Annotated in this window: 21 protein-coding genes; 8 read left to right on the top strand and 13 right to left on the bottom strand. The window is 65.6% G+C overall.

Going from position 1 to position 18,033, the window contains the following annotated elements; all coding sequences use genetic code 11:
• The first annotated feature begins 71 nt into the window (after window positions 1–71).
• Both BLV15_RS13470 and queF read left to right on the top strand, forming a co-directional pair.
• On the top strand, window positions 72–611 hold the full coding sequence (locus tag BLV15_RS13470; protein WP_090229185.1) for a cupredoxin domain-containing protein: 540 nt from the start codon (window positions 72–74) through the stop codon (window positions 609–611).
• A gap of 83 nt (window positions 612–694) precedes the next feature.
• On the top strand, window positions 695–1,525 hold the full coding sequence (queF, locus tag BLV15_RS13465; RefSeq protein WP_090229183.1) for an NADPH-dependent 7-cyano-7-deazaguanine reductase QueF: 831 nt from the start codon (window positions 695–697) through the stop codon (window positions 1,523–1,525).
• A gap of 36 nt (window positions 1,526–1,561) precedes the next feature.
• Here queF and BLV15_RS13460 read toward each other — a convergent pair whose 3' ends face one another.
• Window positions 1,562–1,828, bottom strand: coding sequence for a DUF4404 family protein (locus tag BLV15_RS13460; protein ID WP_090229179.1), 267 nt, complete (start codon window positions 1,826–1,828; stop codon window positions 1,562–1,564).
• A gap of 304 nt (window positions 1,829–2,132) precedes the next feature.
• Here BLV15_RS13460 and BLV15_RS13455 point away from each other — a divergent pair, with 304 nt between their 5' ends.
• Window positions 2,133–2,834, top strand: coding sequence for an MlaA family lipoprotein (locus BLV15_RS13455; protein WP_090229176.1), 702 nt, complete (start codon window positions 2,133–2,135; stop codon window positions 2,832–2,834).
• Between the two features lie 57 nt (window positions 2,835–2,891).
• Here the strand turns inward: BLV15_RS13455 and BLV15_RS13450 are convergent, their stop codons facing one another.
• A complete protein-coding gene (locus tag BLV15_RS13450; RefSeq protein ID WP_090229174.1) occupies window positions 2,892–3,191 on the bottom strand; it encodes a PilZ domain-containing protein in 300 nt (99 codons plus the stop codon).
• A 215-nt stretch (window positions 3,192–3,406) separates the two neighbouring features.
• On the opposite strand from BLV15_RS13450, the gene rssB reads away from it, so the two are divergent.
• Window positions 3,407–4,591, top strand: a complete 1,185-nt coding sequence (gene rssB / locus BLV15_RS13445) for a two-component system response regulator RssB (RefSeq protein ID WP_090229171.1) — start codon at window positions 3,407–3,409, stop codon at window positions 4,589–4,591.
• Window positions 4,588–5,070 carry an anti-sigma factor antagonist RssC gene (gene rssC / locus BLV15_RS13440; RefSeq protein ID WP_090229169.1) on the top strand — a complete coding sequence of 161 codons (483 nt, stop codon included), beginning with the start codon at window positions 4,588–4,590 and terminating at the stop codon, window positions 5,068–5,070. The genes rssB and rssC overlap by 4 nt, the downstream gene beginning before the upstream one ends.
• 73 nt (window positions 5,071–5,143) lie before the next feature.
• On the opposite strand, the gene tal is transcribed toward rssC, so the two are convergent.
• From tal to BLV15_RS13405, 7 genes are all read right to left on the bottom strand, one after another.
• Window positions 5,144–6,070 (bottom strand): transaldolase, encoded by a 927-nt coding sequence (gene tal / locus BLV15_RS13435; protein WP_090229167.1) that lies wholly within the window; start codon window positions 6,068–6,070, stop codon window positions 5,144–5,146.
• Window positions 6,071–6,200: 130 nt separating this feature from the next.
• A complete protein-coding gene (gene dusA, locus BLV15_RS13430) occupies window positions 6,201–7,208 on the bottom strand; it encodes a tRNA dihydrouridine(20/20a) synthase DusA (RefSeq protein WP_255964481.1) in 1,008 nt (335 codons plus the stop codon).
• Window positions 7,209–7,387: 179 nt separating this feature from the next.
• On the bottom strand, window positions 7,388–7,717 hold the full coding sequence (locus BLV15_RS13425; protein WP_090229162.1) for a hypothetical protein: 330 nt from the start codon (window positions 7,715–7,717) through the stop codon (window positions 7,388–7,390).
• Between the two features lie 144 nt (window positions 7,718–7,861).
• The gene (locus tag BLV15_RS13420) at window positions 7,862–8,797 is read right to left on the bottom strand and encodes a nucleoside recognition family protein (protein ID WP_090229160.1); all 936 of its coding nucleotides are present in this window, start codon (window positions 8,795–8,797) and stop codon (window positions 7,862–7,864) included.
• A 124-nt stretch (window positions 8,798–8,921) separates the two neighbouring features.
• Complete coding sequence (gene map, locus BLV15_RS13415) at window positions 8,922–9,713, bottom strand: type I methionyl aminopeptidase (protein WP_090229157.1); 792 nt, start codon at window positions 9,711–9,713, stop codon at window positions 8,922–8,924.
• On the bottom strand, window positions 9,710–9,964 hold the full coding sequence (locus BLV15_RS13410; RefSeq protein ID WP_090229155.1) for a ParD-like family protein: 255 nt from the start codon (window positions 9,962–9,964) through the stop codon (window positions 9,710–9,712). Before BLV15_RS13410 ends, map begins: the two co-directional genes overlap by 4 nt.
• A gap of 161 nt (window positions 9,965–10,125) precedes the next feature.
• Window positions 10,126–10,992, bottom strand: a complete 867-nt coding sequence (locus BLV15_RS13405; protein WP_090229152.1) for a LysR family transcriptional regulator — start codon at window positions 10,990–10,992, stop codon at window positions 10,126–10,128.
• 103 nt (window positions 10,993–11,095) lie between these two features.
• Here BLV15_RS13405 and BLV15_RS13400 point away from each other — a divergent pair, with 103 nt between their 5' ends.
• Window positions 11,096–11,521, top strand: coding sequence for a VOC family protein (locus BLV15_RS13400; RefSeq protein ID WP_090229150.1), 426 nt, complete (start codon window positions 11,096–11,098; stop codon window positions 11,519–11,521).
• 53 nt (window positions 11,522–11,574) lie between these two features.
• Here the strand turns inward: BLV15_RS13400 and BLV15_RS13395 are convergent, their stop codons facing one another.
• The 3 genes from BLV15_RS13395 to BLV15_RS13385 all read right to left on the bottom strand — a co-directional run bounded on the left by BLV15_RS13395 (window position 11,575) and on the right by BLV15_RS13385 (window position 15,585).
• Window positions 11,575–13,284, bottom strand: coding sequence for an amidase (locus tag BLV15_RS13395; protein WP_090229148.1), 1,710 nt, complete (start codon window positions 13,282–13,284; stop codon window positions 11,575–11,577).
• A 98-nt stretch (window positions 13,285–13,382) separates the two neighbouring features.
• A complete protein-coding gene (locus BLV15_RS13390; RefSeq protein ID WP_090229145.1) occupies window positions 13,383–14,579 on the bottom strand; it encodes an MFS transporter in 1,197 nt (398 codons plus the stop codon).
• Between the two features lie 103 nt (window positions 14,580–14,682).
• Window positions 14,683–15,585 (bottom strand): LysR family transcriptional regulator, encoded by a 903-nt coding sequence (locus BLV15_RS13385; RefSeq protein WP_090229142.1) that lies wholly within the window; start codon window positions 15,583–15,585, stop codon window positions 14,683–14,685.
• Between the two features lie 202 nt (window positions 15,586–15,787).
• On the opposite strand from BLV15_RS13385, the gene ycaC reads away from it, so the two are divergent.
• Both ycaC and BLV15_RS13375 read left to right on the top strand, forming a co-directional pair.
• Window positions 15,788–16,417 (top strand): isochorismate family cysteine hydrolase YcaC, encoded by a 630-nt coding sequence (gene ycaC, locus BLV15_RS13380; RefSeq protein ID WP_090229140.1) that lies wholly within the window; start codon window positions 15,788–15,790, stop codon window positions 16,415–16,417.
• A 162-nt stretch (window positions 16,418–16,579) separates the two neighbouring features.
• Entirely contained in the window at window positions 16,580–17,011 is a 432-nt protein-coding gene (locus BLV15_RS13375) for a hypothetical protein (RefSeq protein WP_090229137.1), read from the top strand.
• Window positions 17,012–17,107: 96 nt separating this feature from the next.
• Here the strand turns inward: BLV15_RS13375 and BLV15_RS13370 are convergent, their stop codons facing one another.
• Window positions 17,108–17,962: a LysR substrate-binding domain-containing protein gene (locus BLV15_RS13370; RefSeq protein WP_090229134.1), complete on the bottom strand. Its 855-nt coding sequence runs from the start codon at window positions 17,960–17,962 to the stop codon at window positions 17,108–17,110.
• Window positions 17,963–18,033: the final 71 nt, after the last annotated feature.

Raw genomic sequence — 18,033 nt, 5'->3', positions numbered from 1 at the left:
CGGCAGCGTCGGCGACGGCGCTGCTTCCTATACTCGGGCGACTCGCACCCGTCGACTTTCAGGAGTTCAGCATGCCGTCACGTTCTTCCACCCTCGTCTGCGGCGCGCTGGCGCTGTTCTGCCAACTCGCCCAGGCCCATGCGCCCGCCCAGGTCTTCGTTTTCGGCGCGCCCGGCAAGGCTGTCGATGCCACCCGGACGGTGGAGGTGACGCTGGGCGATATCTATTTCGCGCCGAAGGTGCTGGAAGTGAAGGCCGGCGAGACGGTGCGCTTCGTGCTGAAGAACGAGGGCAAGCTGGTCCACGAATTCAACCTCGGTGATGCGCAGATGCACGCGGCGCACCAGCGCGAAATGCTCGACATGCAGAGCGCCGGCGCGCTGGCCGGGCACGCCAACATGGCGGGCATGGATCACGGCGTCGAAATGAGCCATGGCGAGGCGAACCCGGCCGCAAGCATGGCCCATGACGACCCCAACAGCGTGCTCGTGCAGCCGGGACAGACCGGCGAGCTGGTCTGGACCTTCACCGAGGCCAGCGGGCTGCAGTTCGCCTGCAACGTGCCCGGCCATTACCAGGCCGGCATGGTGGGCGAAATCCGCATCGACTGAGGCACCTTCCGGCACCTGCGGTTTTTATCGGGGCGGCGACTGTATAGACTTGCCGCGTTTTTCGCCCCGTCAGGTCCATCGCCATGCAGCATCCCGCCGAACACTCGCCGCTAGGCAAGTCCAGCGAGTACGTCTCTACCTACACGCCGTCGCTGCTGTTTCCGATCCCGCGCGCGCCGAAATGGGCGGAGCTGGGCCTGACCGCGCAGAGCCTGCCGTATTCGGGCGTGGATTACTGGAACTGCTACGAGCTGTCCTGGCTGACGGTGTCGGGCAAGCCGGTGGTGGCGGTGGGCGAGTTCGCGATTCCGGCGGACTCACCGAACATCATCGAGTCCAAGTCGTTCAAGCTCTATCTCAATTCGCTGAACCAGACCCGCTTCGCATCCGGTGACGAGTTACAGGCTCTGCTGGCCCGCGACCTGTCCGCCGCCGCGGGTGCGACGGTGGCGGTGACCTTGAAGACGCTGGGGCGGGTGGCGGAGGAAGGCATCGCCGAGCCGGCCGGCGTGTGCATCGACGAGCTGGATGTGGAGATCGACGACTTCAGCCGGCCGCGGGCCGAGCTGCTGCGCTGCAACGCGGACGAAGTGATCGAGGAGAGTTTCCACAGCCACCTGCTCAAGTCCAACTGCCCGGTCACCGGTCAGCCTGACTGGGGCACCCTGGTGGTGGAGTATTGCGGTCCGAAACTGGACCACGCGCGTTTTCTCGCCTATCTGGTGAGCTTCCGCCAGCACTCGGATTTCCACGAGCAGTGCGTGGAGCGCATCTACCTGGATCTGCTCGATCTGCTCCAGCCGGAGCGTCTCAGCGTGCATGCGCGCTACGTGCGCCGCGGCGGCCTGGACATCAACCCGTATCGCAGCAACCACGCGACGACCTTCGACAACCGGCGACTCGCCCGGCAGTGAGGCAGGCGCCCCGGCGTTGCCGGGGCGTGGACGGCATCAGATGCCGATGCTGGCGAGAGTCTGCATCACGTTGCGCAGGGTGCCGGCGAGGGTGGGATGGCTGACTTCGAAACGCTCGACCGCCAGGTTCACGCCGTCCACCAGGTTCGGGCTGGGCGGCTGGGTGTTCTCGTAGGCCAGCTGGATCTCGATCTGGTTCATTACCTCGATGATCGACGCGCGCTCCTCATCGTTGAGTGGCGGTTCCTGGTCCAGCTGTTTGCGCAGGTCTTCCAGTTGCAGCTGCAGGTCGTTTGCAGACATGGCGATTCTCCCTTCTTGTATGAGCCAGAACATGGACCCTGCACCGATTCGAAAGGTCCGTGAGATTGGTTTCAGGTTATCACCGGGAACGCCGCGGCGGGCGCGTGGGTCAATGAGTCCGCCGGCGTTCGAGCGGATTCGCTGACCGCGGGCAAGCCCTGCGTCGATAGGCGCACAAAACGCCCCGCGAAACCGGCACTGACGCGCTACCGGCGCCGGAGCCCGCTTCACGGGTTTTGTATCAAGCCCTATACTGCGCGCCCGGACGTGGCGGGCTGCCACAGGATTTTCAAGGAGACACCTCATGCGCGACATCGGTACTGGCTGGATTCAGGGCGTCGCACGCTCGTTCGCCTGTGTTGCCCTGGCACTGCTTCCGCTGGTCGCCCACGCCGCTGAAGAAGATCCGTGGGAGAGCGTCAACCGCGGCATCTTCCGCTTCAACGACACCCTCGATACCTACGCTCTGAAGCCGCTCGCCCAGGGCTACCAGGCGGTCACCCCGCAGTTCCTCGAGGACGGCATTCACAACGTCTTCGGCAACATCGGCGACGTCACCAACCTGGTCAACAACCTGTTGCAGGGGAAAGTGCATGACGCCGGCGTCGATACCAGCCGCCTGATCTTCAACACCACCTTCGGCCTGCTGGGCTTCTTCGACGTGGCCAAGTACATGGGCCTGCAGAAGAGTGACGAAGACTTCGGCCAGACCCTCGGCGCCTGGGGCGTCGGCAGCGGCCCGTACGTGGTGCTGCCGCTGCTCGGTCCGAGCACCCTGCGCGATGCGCCGGCGCGCATCCCGGACAGCTTCCTCAACGTCTATCCGTACATCGACCATGTGCCGACCCGCAACGTGACCTTCGCCGTCGACACCATCGACACCCGCGCCAGCCTGCTGGACGCGGAGAAGATGATCAGCGGCGACAAGTACGTGTTCCTGCGCAACGCCTACCTGCAGAACCGCGAGTTCCGGGTCAAGGATGGCGACGTCGAAGACGACTTCTGAGTCGGATGCAGAAATGAAGAAGGCGGCCAATGGGCCGCCTTCTTCGTCTCTGCAGGTTCAGTTCATCGACAGGATCGCGAGGCCGAGGGATTGCCGCCCGTCGCCCAGGTCGGCGACACGCACCACTTCGGCCTCGGCATCGAGACTCTTTAGCTGGGCGTGATCGGAGCCGATGTGCACCTGGACCTTGTCGCCCATGGCCAGCGCGCACTCGGCTTCCAGCTGCATGCCGGTGCTGGAGAGGTTCAGGCACAGCGCGGGGATCTCCTGGCCGGCGTGCCTGAGAACCACGGGGGCTTCGACTCGCATGCGGATGAAATCGCGTTTCTCGCTGTAGGCGTGATCATTCTGGCTCATGGCCGTGTCCTCTCGTTATTGTACGGCGCGTTCCGGCTCTTATAACCCCCGTCGATTTCAGGTGTAAAGGCCACTCCGGCCATGCTGGCCAGATGCTTGAATCGACTGGCGGATGGGAGTACCGTCTGCGCCTGAATCGAACCGGTGAAGCGCCCTGGCTGATCGGCCAGGAGCATAAGTCCAACCGTCCGCGGCGCCGTTTGCCTGGATACCTCATGCACAATCCCAGTGCCAAGCTGCTTATCATCGATGACGACGAGGCCGTACGTGCAAGCCTCGCGGCCTATCTGGAAGACAGCGGCTTCAGCGTTCTGCAAGCGAGCAATGGCCTTTCCGGCCTGCAGATCTTCGAACGCGAACATCCCGATCTGGTGATCTGCGACCTGCGCATGCCTCAGGTCGACGGGCTCGAGCTCATTCGTCGTATCGGCGCCCTGGAGGTCGAGACGCCGGTCATCGTCGTTTCCGGTGCCGGCGTGATGAGCGATGCCGTCGAGGCCCTGCGCCTGGGCGCCGCCGACTACCTGATCAAGCCGCTGGAAGACCTGGCCGTGCTCGAGCACTCGGTACGCCGCGCTCTGGATCGTGCCTACCTGCGGGCGGAAAACGACCGCTACCGGGTCAAGCTGGAAAACGCCAACCGCGAGCTGCAGGCCAGCCTGCACCTGCTCCAGGAAGACCAGAATGCCGGTCGCCACGTGCAGATGAACATGCTGCCAGTGACGCCCTGGACCTCGGACGGCCTTCATTTCGCCCACCAGATCATTCCTTCGCTGTATCTGTCGGGGGACTTCGTCGACTACTTTCGCGTCGACGACCGGCGGATCGTGTTCTACCTCGCGGACGTTTCCGGGCATGGCGCCTCGTCCGCCTTCGTCACCGTGCTGCTGAAGTTCATGACCACCCGGCTGCTCTACGAATCGCGGCGCAACGGAATGCTTCCGGACTTCAAACCGTCCGAAGTGCTCGGCCATATCAATCGCGGGCTGATCAACACCAAGTTGGGCAAGCACGTGACCATGGTCGGGGGGGTGATCGACGAGGAGCGCGGTACGCTGACCTACAGCATCGGCGGGCATCTGCCGCTGCCTGTGCTCTTCGATGGCAAGGAAGCGCGTTACCTACAGGGAAAGGGATTGCCGGTCGGCCTGTTCAACGAGGCCACCTACGAGGACAACCTCCTGGAGTTGCCGGAGGCGTTCAGCCTGACGCTGCTCTCGGATGGGATTTTGGACCTTTTGCCGGGCGATACGCTCAAAGACAAGGAAGCCGAGTTACCGCAGCTAGTGCGGTCGGCTGGCGGCACCCTAGACGGGTTGCGTCAGGTTTTCGGATTGGCCACGCTGGGCGAAATGCCGGATGACATTGCCCTCCTGGTCCTGAGCAGGAACCTTGCATGAGTAGCGGTAGAATTCAGTTTGCCGAGCAGGAAGGCACCTTCGTTCTCAAGTTCGTCGGTGAGATACGCCTGACCCTGTGTTCGGCGCTGGATGCCACGATCGAGCAGATTTTCACGGCGTTGAATTTCTCGGCGATCGTCATCGACCTCACCGAAACGCGCAGCATCGACAGCACTACCCTCGGCCTGCTGGCCAAGTTGTCGATTCTCTCGCGGCAGAAGGTCGGCCTGTTGCCGACCGTGGTCACCACCCATCCGGACATCACGCGCCTGCTGCAATCCATGGGCTTCGACCAGGTGTTCAACATCGTCGACAGCCCGCTGCCGTGCCCCGAGTGCCTGACCGACCTGCCGTCGCAGGATCAGTCGGAAGAGGTTGTGCGCGCCAAGGTGCTCGAGGCGCACCGCATCCTGATGGGGCTCAACGAGTCCAATCGCGAGGCGTTCCACGATCTGGTGAACGCACTCGAACGTAGCTGACCGCTCAGGCAATCCATAATGCAAAACGGGCGATCTCCGCAGGGAGATCGCCCGTTTCGTTTGGGCGACTGCGTCAGACCTTGGCGGCGAGCAGCAGCTCGAGTTTCTCCTGGTCGCGGGCGAACTGGCGGATGCCCTCGGCGAGTTTCTCGGTCGCCATCGGGTCTTCGTTCATCGCCCAGCGGAAACGGCTCTGGTCCAGCACCAGGCGCGATTCGCCCTGGCCGCCGGTGTTCAGCTTGCGCTCCAGGACGCCTTGGTCCTCGTCCAGTTTCTGCAGCAGTTCCGGGCTGATGGTCAAGCGATCGCAGCCGGCCAGTTCCTCGATCTGGCTGAGGTTGCGGAAGCTCGCGCCCATGACCACGGTCTGGTAGCCGTTGGCCTTGTAATAGGCGTAGATACGCGATACGGACTGGACGCCGGGATCTTCGGCGCCGACGTAGTCGCGGCCTTCGGCCTTCTTGTACCAGTCGTAGATGCGCCCGACGAAGGGCGAGATGAGGAATACGCCGGCATCCGCGCAGGCGGCGGCCTGGGCGAAGGAGAACAGCAGGGTCAGGTTGGTCTGCACGCCGGCCTTTTCCAGCTCCTCGGCGGCGCGGATACCTTCCCAGGTGGCGGCGATCTTGATCAGCACGCGTTCACGGCCGATACCCGCCTTGTCATACAGCTCGATCAGGCGCTCGGCGCGACGCAGCGTGGCGTCGGTGTCGAAGGACAGGCGTGCATCGACCTCGGTGGAGATGCGGCCTGGAATGACCTTGAGGATTTCCTGGCCGACCGCGACGCCGAAGCGGTCGGAGGCAAGGCCGAGGTCGCCGTCGCATCCGGTCACCGCGGTGCCCAGCAGCTCGGCGTAGCGGGGCAGGGACGCGGCCTTGAGCAGCAGCGAAGGGTTGGTGGTGGCGTCCACGGGCTTCAGGCGGGTGATGGCGTCGAGGTCGCCGGTATCGGCGACGACGGTGGTGAATTGCTTGAGTTGTTCCAGCTTCGAGGTCATGAGGACTCTTTCCTGTGCGATGGCCTGACCTTACCCGAGGGGCCCCGCGCCGCTCAAGAGCGCGAGGGCCGGACGGGCCGGGCAGGGCTTTGATCGAATTGGGCGGCGGGCGTTCCTTGGGATTTATTCGTCAGTGCCCTTCGAGCAGCCCGATGGCCTGATCCAGCAAACCGAGCGGGTCGCGGGTCTTGTGCACATCCACCGAAAGCAGCTGGCGAAAGCGCCGGGCGCCGTTGAATCCCTGGCCGAGGCCCAGTACGTGCCGGGTAATGTGGTGCATGGCGCCGCCATCCGCCAGATGCCGGGCGATGTAGGGGCGCATCGCCCGCAGCGCGTCGGCGCGGCTGATCGGCGGTGTCTTTTCGCCATACAGCGCGCTATCCACGTCGGCCAGCACGTAGGGGTTGTGATAGGCCTCGCGGCCGAGCATCACGCCGTCGAAGGTCTGCAAATGCGTCCGGCATTCGGCGAGGGTCTTGATCCCGCCATTGAGGATGATCTCCAGACCAGGGAAGTCGCGCTTCAACTGGGCGGCGATGTCGTAACGCAGCGGCGGAACCTCGCGGTTCTCCTTCGGCGACAGACCTTCGAGAATGGCGATCCGCGCATGCACGGTGAAACGGGTGCAACCGGCGTCGTGCACCTGGCCGACGAAATCGCAAAGCTCCGCGTAGCTGTCGCGGCCGTTGATGCCGATGCGGTGCTTCACCGTCACCGGGATCCTCACCGCATCGAGCATCGCCTTCACGCAGTCGGCTACCAGCGTCGGGTGCGCCATCAGGCAGGCGCCAATCATGTTGTTCTGCACCCGGTCGCTGGGGCAGCCGACGTTGAGGTTGACCTCGTCGTAGCCGGCCTGCTCGGCGAAAGCCGCGCAGGCGGCCAGTTCGGCCGGCACGCTGCCGCCCAGTTGCAGCGCCAGTGGGTGCTCGGCCTCGTCGTAGCGCAGGAAACGCTCGCGGTCGCCCTTGAGCAGCGCGCCCGTGGTGACCATCTCGGTGTACAGCAGCGCATGGCGCGAGAGGAGGCGCAGGAAGAAGCGGCAATGCCTGTCCGTCCAGTCCATCATCGGCGCGACGGAGAAGCGTCTGCTTACAGCGCCCTGATGAGCAGGGGATTTTTCTGTCGATTTTTGCAAGATGGAGCCCGGCGCGAAGCGGTTGATGCATGCGGTATGCAGGTGGATGCACGGCGCGTCGGTCGAGGCGAACGTCCGAATGCGTGCGAAGGGGCGCATTGTAAGGCTTACCCGGAACAATTGGTGCCTGGGTTATGGGCGGTGGCGCCCTGGCGTGAAGGGGCGGGCCTGCGCGAAGCTCAGGGTTTGCGGTCCCTGGGAACCGCGCGCTGTTCCTCCGGGTACTCCGGGTCCGGGGCGCCGTCGGGCAGCAGGTGCTCGACGCGGTCGACGGTCTCGTTGCCGAGCTTTTCCCAGGCGCGTTCCAGCGCCTTTCGCTGCAGGTCGCGCGGCTCGATGAGCCAGCCGACTTCCAGTTCGCCCTTGTGATCGTGGATCGAGCGCAGGTAGGGAAACAGCGAGGGCTCGCCCTGGTGTTCGAGAACGGCTTCGGCATAGCCAAGCGAACGGTTCAACCGCGCTATACGGCCTTCGTCGTGCTGATACGCGGTGATCAGGATCTTGTGCATCTCGCGGGGCTCGCTCGGGCGATAAGTGGCTGCTCTGGGCGGTAGACCCGGCGAATCGCCGCGCAGTTTCGATCGGCGAGGTCCGCTGATCGGCAAACTGCGCCGGCTCCGGGCCACTGTTGCCCGGCACCGAACGCGTGCCGCTCAGCTCAGCAGCGCCTGGCCCACTGTACGCACGAGAATGCCCAGCGCGGCGCCGGCCACGGCGGGCTTCCAGACTTTCGCCACGCGCGGACCGGCGGACATCATGATCGCCACGCCGGGCAGATCGAGGGTGTGGATCAGCCAGCCGGCGCTGGCGTTGATGAACGCGGTGTCGATCTGGCCACTGCGCTGCATGTCGACCAGCACGCCGAGTACGGCCGTACCGCCGGCCATGTATTTGGTCAGGGTGAGCATGATCACCGCGGGGTCGATGTTCGCCAGCCGCAGGGCCGGTGCGGCGATGGACTCTATCAGGGCGAAACCGCCGGCATCCCTGATCACGCCGACCGCCACCAGCGCCAGGGCGACCATTGGAATGGCGCCGAAGGCGATGCGCACCGCTTCGGCGCCGGCGTGGTTGATGACCGCGATGACGCCCTTGGGGTCGTTGAGGGTCGCGTGAGCCACGCTTTCATCGAGCGTCGCTTCCTCGGACGACAGCTTCCTGCCGAACAGGTAGTAGGTGGCGATAGCCGCAACCAGCCCGCCGAGGATGGACAGCGCGAGTACCCGCCCGAGGTTCAGCCCCAGCGCCATGAGCGGGAACACCACGTTGGCCTGGCCCATGGCGAACACCATCCCCAGGGTGGCGGCGAGATGACGGTCCGAGGTGCCGCGCCGTTCCATCGTGGAGAGCGTCGCCAACGGGGCCGCGAAACTGACGAAGTTCACCTGCAGCAGCGCGAAGACGCTCAATCCGGTAAGGCCGGCGGGCCGCAGCGCCGGGGCGATCTTCGCGACGATCCAGTCCATGATGCCGGCCGCTTCGAGCAGCCGCATGACCGACAGCATGACGACCATGATGGGCAGGAGGACGAACAGGGCGAGTTCAACGGCCGATCGGCCAGCCGTCATGATGATGCTGATGATGTCCACGGGAGTTTCCGGTCAGTGCCCTGGCGTGCGGGTTTCAGAGGGGCGGTGATACTACCGGATATGAAAGCGTTTTATCGGGGAGCGACCTTCCGTTGTCTGCGCCCACCGCCCTCGGCAGCCTGTGTCACGCGATGGCGGGGTACTCGCCGGTGCCGTCCGGCCATTGGGTCAGGACCTGGAAGCCGTCTTCGGTGACGGCCACCATGTGTTCCCACTGCGCCGACAGGGACTGATCCTTGGTGACCACGGTCCAGCCGTCCGGAAGCTGCACCACGTGGCGCTTGCCGGCGTTCAGCATGGGCTCGATGGTGAAGATCATCCCGGTTTTCAGCCTCGTCCCCTGACCGGGATGGCCGTAGTGAAGAATCTGCAGTTCGTCGTGATAGATCCGCCCGATACCGTGGCCGCAGTACTCACGGACCACGCTGAAGCCGGCGTTCTGCGCCACCGTCTGGATGGCATGACCGATGTCGCCGGTGGTGGCGCCCGGGCGGACGACCCTGATGCCGGCGCACAGCGCGTCGTAGGTGGTGGTCACCAGCCGGCGCGCTTCCGGGGATGGCTCGCCCACCAGGTACATGCGGCTGGTATCGCCGTACCAGCCGTCCTTCACCACCGCGACGTCGATGTTCACGATATCGCCGTCGCGCAGCACGCGCGCGGAAGGGATGCCATGGCAGACCGTCTGATTGACCGAGATGCACAGGGTTTTCGAGTACCCGTGATAGCCCACGTTGCCCGGAATGGCTTTCAGCTCGTCGACGATGAAGGCGTTGCATAGCTGATCGAGCGAATCGGTGGTGACGCCTGCTTTCACGTGCGGTGCGATCATCGCCAGCACTTGCGCCGCCAGGGCACCCGCGGCGCCTGAGCGGGTGATCTCTTCAGGGGTGTGAATGACCACGGTCGGCCTCATGGCGCCACCTCCGGTACCGAATCCGTCGCGGCGCGTTCAAGCTCGCAGAGCCGGCTCAGGTTGAAGCCGCCGGCCTGCTCGGCACGTACCAGCAATCGACAGATCGCCCGGTGGTCGAGATCGGGGTGCAGCTCGGCAAGCATGCCCATACGCATCCAGTGCTCGGCCTGGGCGTTGATCGAACGGGACAATGCGGTGCTGGCGATGCGCAGATTCTCGTGCATCTCTTCGGAAATCTTCACGATACCCATGGTGAGCCTTATACGAAACGACTATGTATCGTATATTAGTGGCTGACGATGAGGTTCGCAATTCGGCGCTGACCCGCGAGGCGCCAGCCTTTGCTCTGACCACCTCGATGCATGATTCCCATGTGCCGCGAACTGGCGCATCGCGACCAGCATCGAGTTCCTCAGGCGGCGGCCGCTTCACCGATCAGGTGGATCAGCCGGGCGGACGCCTCGTTCGGATTCGGGTTGGCTCGGTGGACCAGGCCGATATCGCGATGGAAGGTGTGGCTGCCGAGATCCACGGTGCGTACCGATGCCGGCCAGCGGCGGTAGGTTGCGGCCTGCGGAACCAGTGCTACACCCACGCCATTCGCCACCAGGGCGACGATGGCCTCCTGCTCGTCGAGTTCGCAGACATCCCGCACGGGAAGATGCATCTGCCTCAGGAAGCGCTCGACCTGCCGGCCACCGAACGAGGAGCGGTCGTAGCGAATGAACGGCTGACTGGACAGCAGCTCCGCCCAGTCATCGCCCGGCACGTCGCGCGGGACCAGCAGGCGGTAGGGCTCGCAGGCCAGGGTCGTCCACTGCAGATCGCTCTGCAGCGAGAAGGGCGGACGGATGACCGCCGCCATGTCGATCTCGCCGGCGTCCACCAGGTTGACCAGTTCCATCGACAAACCGGGAAGCACGCGGGTACGACAGTGCGGATTCTCCCGGTGAAACCTCGCCAGCACGCCCGGCAGCAGTGCGCGTTGAACCGAGGCGATGGCGCCGACGCTGACCAGCGCATCGGCCGGCGCGCCGTTCGGCGCGCCGAGGCCGGCATAGAGACGAATCAGTTCCTGCGCCTGTGAAAGCGTCTGCCGCCCCCGCGCGTTGAGCTGCGCCGCGCGGCCCTTGCGGTCGAAGAGTTCGTAGCCCAGTTCGCGCTCCAGGCGTTGCATCTGGGCGCTGACCGCGGCCTGCGTCAGCCCGATCTGCTTGCCCGCGGCGGCGAAGGTGCCCTCGCGAGAAACGGCGATGAGCGTCTTCAGCTCTCGAATCATTAGATCAATCCTGTTTGTGGATCTGAGAAATATATATTGTTTTTATTAATGGAAGTCGCTCATTAGGATGCGGCGAAAACCCATGAGATGCCTGGAGTGCCGAATGAGCCTTTCACCGTTCCACCTTGCGATTCCCGTGCACGACCTTGCCGCCGCGCGCACCTTCTATGGCAAAACCTTCGGTCTGCAGGAGGGCCGTTCGAGCGCGCACTGGGTCGACTTCAACTTCTACGGCCACCAACTGGTGATCCACGAACACCCCGAGACCGACTCGCAGCGCCATGCCGGGACCAACGCGGTGGATGGCCACGACGTGCCCGTGCCGCATTTCGGCATCGTGCTGCAGTGGGACGAATGGGAGGCACTGGCCGAGCGGCTGAAATCCTTCGGCACCCGGTTCGTGATCGAACCCTACATTCGTTTCCAGGGGCAGGTCGGCGAACAGGCGACGATGTTTCTCTTCGATCCCTGCGGCAATGCGCTGGAGTTCAAGGCGTTCAAGGACATCGGCCAGCTCTTCGCGAAGTAGCTGCGGCAGGCGCGTCCTGGGGAAGGGCGCGCCGCGCCCGGCGAGCGTCCGCCCTAGCCGTGTGACAGGGGCGGTGTGCGCGGCGGTATCGCCCGCCTGCTGCCGCTCGACTCGAACGCCGATGCCAGGCGTAGGAGGTGCGAGTCGTCGTAGGCGCGGCCGGCGAAGGTCAACCCGACCGGCATGCCGATGTCCGCCATCACCCCCATCGGCACCGTGACCGTCGGCACGCCCAGATGGCGGATCGCAAGGTTGCCGTTGGCGACCCAGACGCCGTTGCTCCAGGCGATGTCCGCCGAAACCGGGTTCACATCGGCGTCGGCCGGGCCCACGTCGGCGACTGTCGGGAACAGCACGGCATCCAGGCCGAGCGCGTCCATCCAGTCTTCCAGATCGATCTTGCGCGTCCGCTCCAGCCCGTGCAGGCCGTCGGGTAGCGTGGCGATGCGGTCCCACGGGGTGATGCCGCGCTCGGCCATCTTCACGTATTCGTCCATGCCGGCCGCCAGGTCATCCTCGCGGTTGGGCAGGGTTCCGGGATCGTGGGGGAAGATCTGCGGGCCGTCCACGTCGACCAGGCGGTTGAGCTTTGGATCGCCGTTGGCGCGCAGGAAGTCGTCGAACGCCCAGGCGCTCAACTCCCACAGCTCGTCATGGAGAAATTCCGGCGACACCAGGCCGCGGGTGAACACTGTCGGCGCGCCCGGACGGTCGCCCTCGCAGTTCGACACCAGCGGGAAATCCACTTCGATGACCTCTGCACCGGCGGCTTCCAGGGCCTGGCGTGCCTGTTCCCAGAGGTCGATCACCGAGGCACGGGTCTCGATGCGTTGCCCGGTCGGGCCTCCGATGCCGGGCTTTTCGCTGGTGCCGGCGGCGGGGTCGGCGTTGATGTACATGCGCGGCACGCCGAAGCGCTTGCCCGCCAGCGCGTCGGCGCCGGCGGCCAGCTCCGGATAGGACGCGGGGCGCACCGAGGCGACATCGGGGATCGGCACCCAGGGCTGCAGCCGCCAGAGGTCGCCGCGGGTGTCCGGGTCTTCGGCCACCACCACGTCGAGCACCTCGAGCAGGTCGGCCATGCTCCTGGCGTACGGCACCACGACGTCCATGGTCGGCGTCAGCGGCCAGTTTCCGCGGACCGAGATCACCCCGCGCGACGGCGTATAGGCGCACAGGCCGTTGTTCGACGCCGGGCCCCGTCCGCTCGACCAGGTTTCCTCGGCCAGGCCGAAGGCGGCGAAGCTGGCGGCGGTCGCGGTGCCGGCGCCATTCGAGGAGCCCGAGGCGAACGGCGCGGTGAGGTAGGCGGCGTTGTAGGGGCTTTCCGCGCGGCCATAGACGCCGCGCTGCATGCCGCCGTTGGCCATCGGCGGCATGTTGGTCTTGCCCAGGCAGATCGCGCCGGCGGCGCGCAGGCGTTCGATGGTGAAGGCATCGCGATGGGCTACGAGGTCCTTGAAGGCGGGGCTGCCGGAGGCGGCGGTCAGCCCCTTCACCAGGTAGCTGTCCTTGGCGGTATAGGGAATGCCGTCCAGCGGTCCGAGCGTTTCGCCGCGGGCGCGGCGGGCGTCGGACGCCTCGGCCTCGGCCAGCGCCTCGGGGTTGCGAACCACCACCGCATTCAGCGCGGTGGGCGTTTCGGGGCCGTCGTAGGCGTCGATCCTGGCCAGATACGCCTTCACCAGCTCGACCGCCGTGGTCCGGCCGGACTCGAGCGCAGCACGCAGCTCGGCAATGCAAACCTCGGTTACTTCAAACATGCGGGCACCGCTTTTTTTCGTGTGGGTTCATGCGGCGAGCCGCCGTTTTTCCTGAGCTCGATTATTCCAGAAACAGTGCGGGCGGCGCTCGCCGTCTTCTATCCGCGGCGCCGCGCGTTCCACAGGAAGGCCGCCAGCGCGGTGGTTGGGAGTGCCGCACCGAGCAGCGCCACGGCGGGCCAGCCGGCCGCTTCGTAGAGCGGACTGGCGACGGCCGAGCCGAAGGCGCCGCCGACGAAGATGCTGGTCATGTACAGCGCGTTCAGCCGGGCACGGCTCTTGGGGTCCAGCGCGTAGATTTCGCGCTGACCGAGGACCATGTTCATCTGCACGGCGAAATCCAGCAGCACGCCGGTGATCGCCAGGCCGACCACGCTGTAGCCCGGCCCGCTGAGGCCGAGCAGAAACGCCAGCGGTGCCAGCCCCATGGCGAGCATCGAGGCGCGGCGCGTGTGGCCCGCGTCCGCCAGGCGGCCGGCGAGGGGCGCGGCGATCGCACCGATCGCGCCGACCAGGGCGAACACCGCGATGGCGCTCTGCGACAGCCCGTGCTGGCGCGCCAGCTCGATCGGCGCGGTGGTCCAGAACAGGCTGAAGCCGGCGAACATCAAGCCCTGGTACAGCGCACGCTGGCGCAGTACTGGCTGGCTGCGAAGCAGGCCGATGAGCGAGTTCAGCAGTTGCGCGTAGCTGGCCTTGTGGTCCGGCTCGTGGCGCGGGATGGTGAAGAAGATCACCGCCATGATCGCCAGCATCACCGCCGCCGCGGCGAGGTAAACCGCGCGCCAGCCGAAATGGTCGGCGATCACGCTGGCCAGGGGGCGGGCCAGCAGGATGCCCAGCAGCAGGCCGCCCATGATGTTGCCGACGACGCGCCCGCGGGTCGCTTCCGGCGCCAGGTGCGCGGCGAGTGGCACCAGGATCTGTACCGACACCGAGCTGAAGCCGATCAGCAGCGACAGCGCCAGGAAGGTGTTCGGCTGGCTGGAAAAGCCCGCGGCCAGCAGGCTCGCGGTGGCGACCAGCGCGGTCGCCAGCATCACCTTGCGGTTCTCCAGCAGGTCGGCCAGGGGCACCAGGAACAGCAGCCCCGCCGCGTAGCCGATCTGGGTCAGCGAGACGATCAGGCTGGCGCCATGCGGCGAAAGCCCCACCGCGGGCGCGATGAGCGCCACGATCGGCTGGGCGTAGTAGAGGTTGGCCACGATGGCGCCGCAGCAGAAGGCGAACAGCAGCACCATGCCCTGGGTGAGCGGGTGGGGAGCGGCGGCCGAGTGGGATGTTGAATCGGTCATGTCGGGTTCTCGGTGAGCGAAAAGGGTGAGGCCACGTTAAGTCAGGAGGTCGTGCGGGAGAATCGGGTCGCCGTGCAATGCAGCATTGCGCCCGGCACAACGTTCAGTGTCGCTGGAGCAGGTCCTCGAGCCAGTCGAGAAAGGCGGCGACCCGTGCCGAGCCGCGCTGGTTGGGCAGGAAGAGGGCGTTGATGCTGGCTTGCGCCTCGCCCGGGTTGATCTGCTGCTCGGCGAGCAGGCGGGCCAGTCGACCGCTGTCGACGTCCTCGCGCACCAGCCAGTCGGCCAGCAGGACGACGCCGGCGCCGCCGAGCGCCATGCGCCGCAGCACATCGGCGTTGTTGCTCTTGAAGCGGCCCTGGACGTCGACGCGAACCTCCTCGCCAGCCTGGCGGAAGGTCCACGCCGGGCAACCGTTGGCGTAGTCGAAGCGCAGGCAGGCGTGGGCCAGAAGGTCGCCAGGGCGCTCTATCGGCGGGTGCGCGGCCAGATAGTCCGGGCTCGCCAGCAGCCAGCGCTGGAAGTGCCCGAGGGTGCGGCTGATGACGTCCGCGCTGACCACCAGGCTGCCGAGGCGCACCGATACGTCGACCCGTTCGCTCTGCAGGTCCACCACCTCGTCGGTGAGCGTCATGCTCAGCTCGATGCGCGGGTAACGCTGCAGGAAGTCCGGCAGCCGCGGCGCGATGATCTGTCGGCCGAACTCCACCGGCACGCTGATGCGCAGCTGCCCGCTGGGTTCGCTGCCTCGGTCGGCGACGGCGGCGTCCGCCCGTTCGACCGCGGCGAGTATGTCGCGGGCATGCTGGTAATAGGCGTTGCCCGCCTCGGTGACGCTGACCCGGCGGGTCGAGCGGTTGAGCAGGGCGGCGCCCAGCTCGGCTTCCAGGTTGTCGATGGTCCGCGTCACCGAGGAGGTGGCCACGCCGAGCTGGCGCGCGGCGGCGGAAAACCCGGCGGCTTCGACGGCTCCGACGAACATCCTCAACGCCAGCAGCTTGTCCATGTGCACTCGTTGCCCGTGACGAAAACAGGCTGCAAGCATACCGGCGCAGGCGCTTTTGGAAACACCGCCAGGCAGGCTTCTGGAAATAAGCACATTCGTCCAATTCGCCGTAGGCGGCGATCACTAGGGTATTACCGAGTATCGAGCGCGTTGCGATGCAGGGGCTGCTCGATCCGAACCCCTAGTTACCCAGGAGTGAACCATGAGCACTGCCAAACCATACAACCGCCTCAACAAGGACGACGCCGTCGTTCTGCTGGTCGACCACCAGACCGGTCTCATCTCGCTGGTACAGGATTTCTCGCCGAACGAGTTCAAGAACAACGTGCTGGCGCTGGGCGATCTGGCCAAGTTCTTCAAACTGCCAACCATCCTCACCACCAGCTTCGAAAACGGTCCCAACGGACCGATGGTTCCGGAACTCAAGGAACTGTTCCCCGATGCGCCGTACATCCCGCGTCCGGGCCAGATCAACGCCTGGGACAACGAAGATTTCGTCAAGGCCGTCAAGGCCACCGGCCGCAAGCAACTGATCATTGCCGGCGTCGTGACCGACGTTTGCGTGGCGTTCCCGACCCTGTCGGCGCTGGCCGAAGGCTTCGAGGTGTTCGTCGTGACCGACGCGTCCGGCACCTTCAACGAAACCGTGCAACAGGCCGCCTGGGCGCGCATGACCGCTGCCGGCGCCCAGCTGGTGAACTGGTTCTCGGTCGCCTGCGAGCTGCAGATCGACTGGCGCAACGACATGGAAGGCCTGGCCAACCTGCTGTCGCCGCGCATCCCGAACTACCGCAACCTGATGAACAGCTACTCGGCGCTGACCGCCAAGTAATTCCGCTGTCACTTGGAGAAGAATGCCCGCCGCGCGCGGGCATTTTTCTGCCCGGAGGAGTGCGCTACCGCGTGCCGGAGTGACGGCAGTCAGGCGGTTGTCATCGGGATGGACTACCGTTGAGGCAGCTACGCCCCTCATCTGTCGACGGAGACATTGGTTATGCCGGAAGAAGCGGAACTCAGTAATGCATCGCGGGGCGATTCCCCGGACGCCGACTGGTTGATACGCAAGGTCATACTGCTCGCCAACATGGGCATCCCCACGCCGATCACCCTGACCATCCCGGCCGGGCTGGTCTCCGGCATCCTCATCAGCGGCAAGGAATACCTGGACGCGTTTCACGCGCAACTCACCGGCTACTGGGACCAGGCCGCCGCGGCGAAGATGCTCGAATACGTGCAGGAGTGGAAGGCAATCTACGAAGTGCCGGTCAAGGGCGACGACGAGAAGAACATCGCCTACATCCACCTGCGCGACGCCAAGGTCTTCACCGGCGGCCAGTTCGTGCCCACCAACGAAGGCGTGCTGTGGCGCGGCAAGATCACCTCGATCAGCGGTTTCACCATCGGCATCGTCGACGAAACCGACTGACGGTTCAGCGGCAGACGCAAGCCCCGCCCAGGCGGGGCTTTTTCATGGGCCAAGGGTCGAGCGGCCGATAGGCATTTATCGGAGGAGGTCGCGCGTTCAAAGGCTCGGGAGCAACTGGCGGATGTGTTCGGCCAGCGCGTCCACCAGCGGCGTCGGTTGCCCCTGGCCGAACCTCAGGGCGATGCCGACGCTGGGTAGAACGGGCAGGGCGGCGTCGCCGGCGAGTATCTGCAGGTCGGCCGGCACCGCGGTCTGGGTCAGCACCGCCACGGCCTGGCCGGAGCGTACCAGGGCGATCAGTCCGGCCAGGCTGCTGCTGGCGTACGCGATGCGGTATTCGCGGCCGAGCGCGCGCAAGGCGTTGCAGGCGGCCAGGTGATCGAGGGTGTCGGGCTGCGAAAGCGCCAGCGGCAGGGGCGCGAAATCCGCCGCCCCGGTGCCCGGACAACCGACCCAGACCAGCGGCTCGCGACGGATCACCGCCTTGTCGCTGCCTTCGGCCAGCGAAATCAGCGCCAGGTCGAGAGCGTGTCTGTCGATCTGTTCGAGCAGGCGCGGCGTCGGCGCGCAGACCACTTCCACCGACGCCTGCGGGTGCTGGCTGGCGAAGCCGCGTAACAGGTGCGGCAGGAACACCGCGGCGTAATCGTCCGGGCAGCCGAAGCGCAGCGTCCCGGAAAGGCCCTTGCCGGAGAGCTCGGCCATTGCCTCGTCGTGGTGACGCAGGATGCGCTGGGCATGATTGAGCAAGCGCTCGCCCTGATAGGTCAGCAGCACGCCGCGTCCGGTGCGTTGCAGCAAGGGTTGCTCGACGATCTCCTCGAGACGGCGGACCTGCTGGCTCAATGCCGACTGGGTGCGGCCGATACGTTCCGCCGCGCGGCTGAGCGAGTGGGCCTCGGCGATCATCACGAAGGAGCGCAACAGGTCGATGTCCAGCGAAAGCGCCACGGTATAAGCCTCCCTGCTGACTCGTATAAGAACTATTCGTTTCAGTTAATACCGTGGCCTTCCTAGACTGC

The organism is Pseudomonas kuykendallii (assembly GCF_900106975.1).
GTDB classification, from domain to species: Bacteria; Pseudomonadota; Gammaproteobacteria; order Pseudomonadales; family Pseudomonadaceae; genus Pseudomonas_O; species Pseudomonas_O kuykendallii.
Note: the sequence above shows the minus strand (reverse complement) of the source record. Positions and strands in the feature narration are given on the sequence as shown.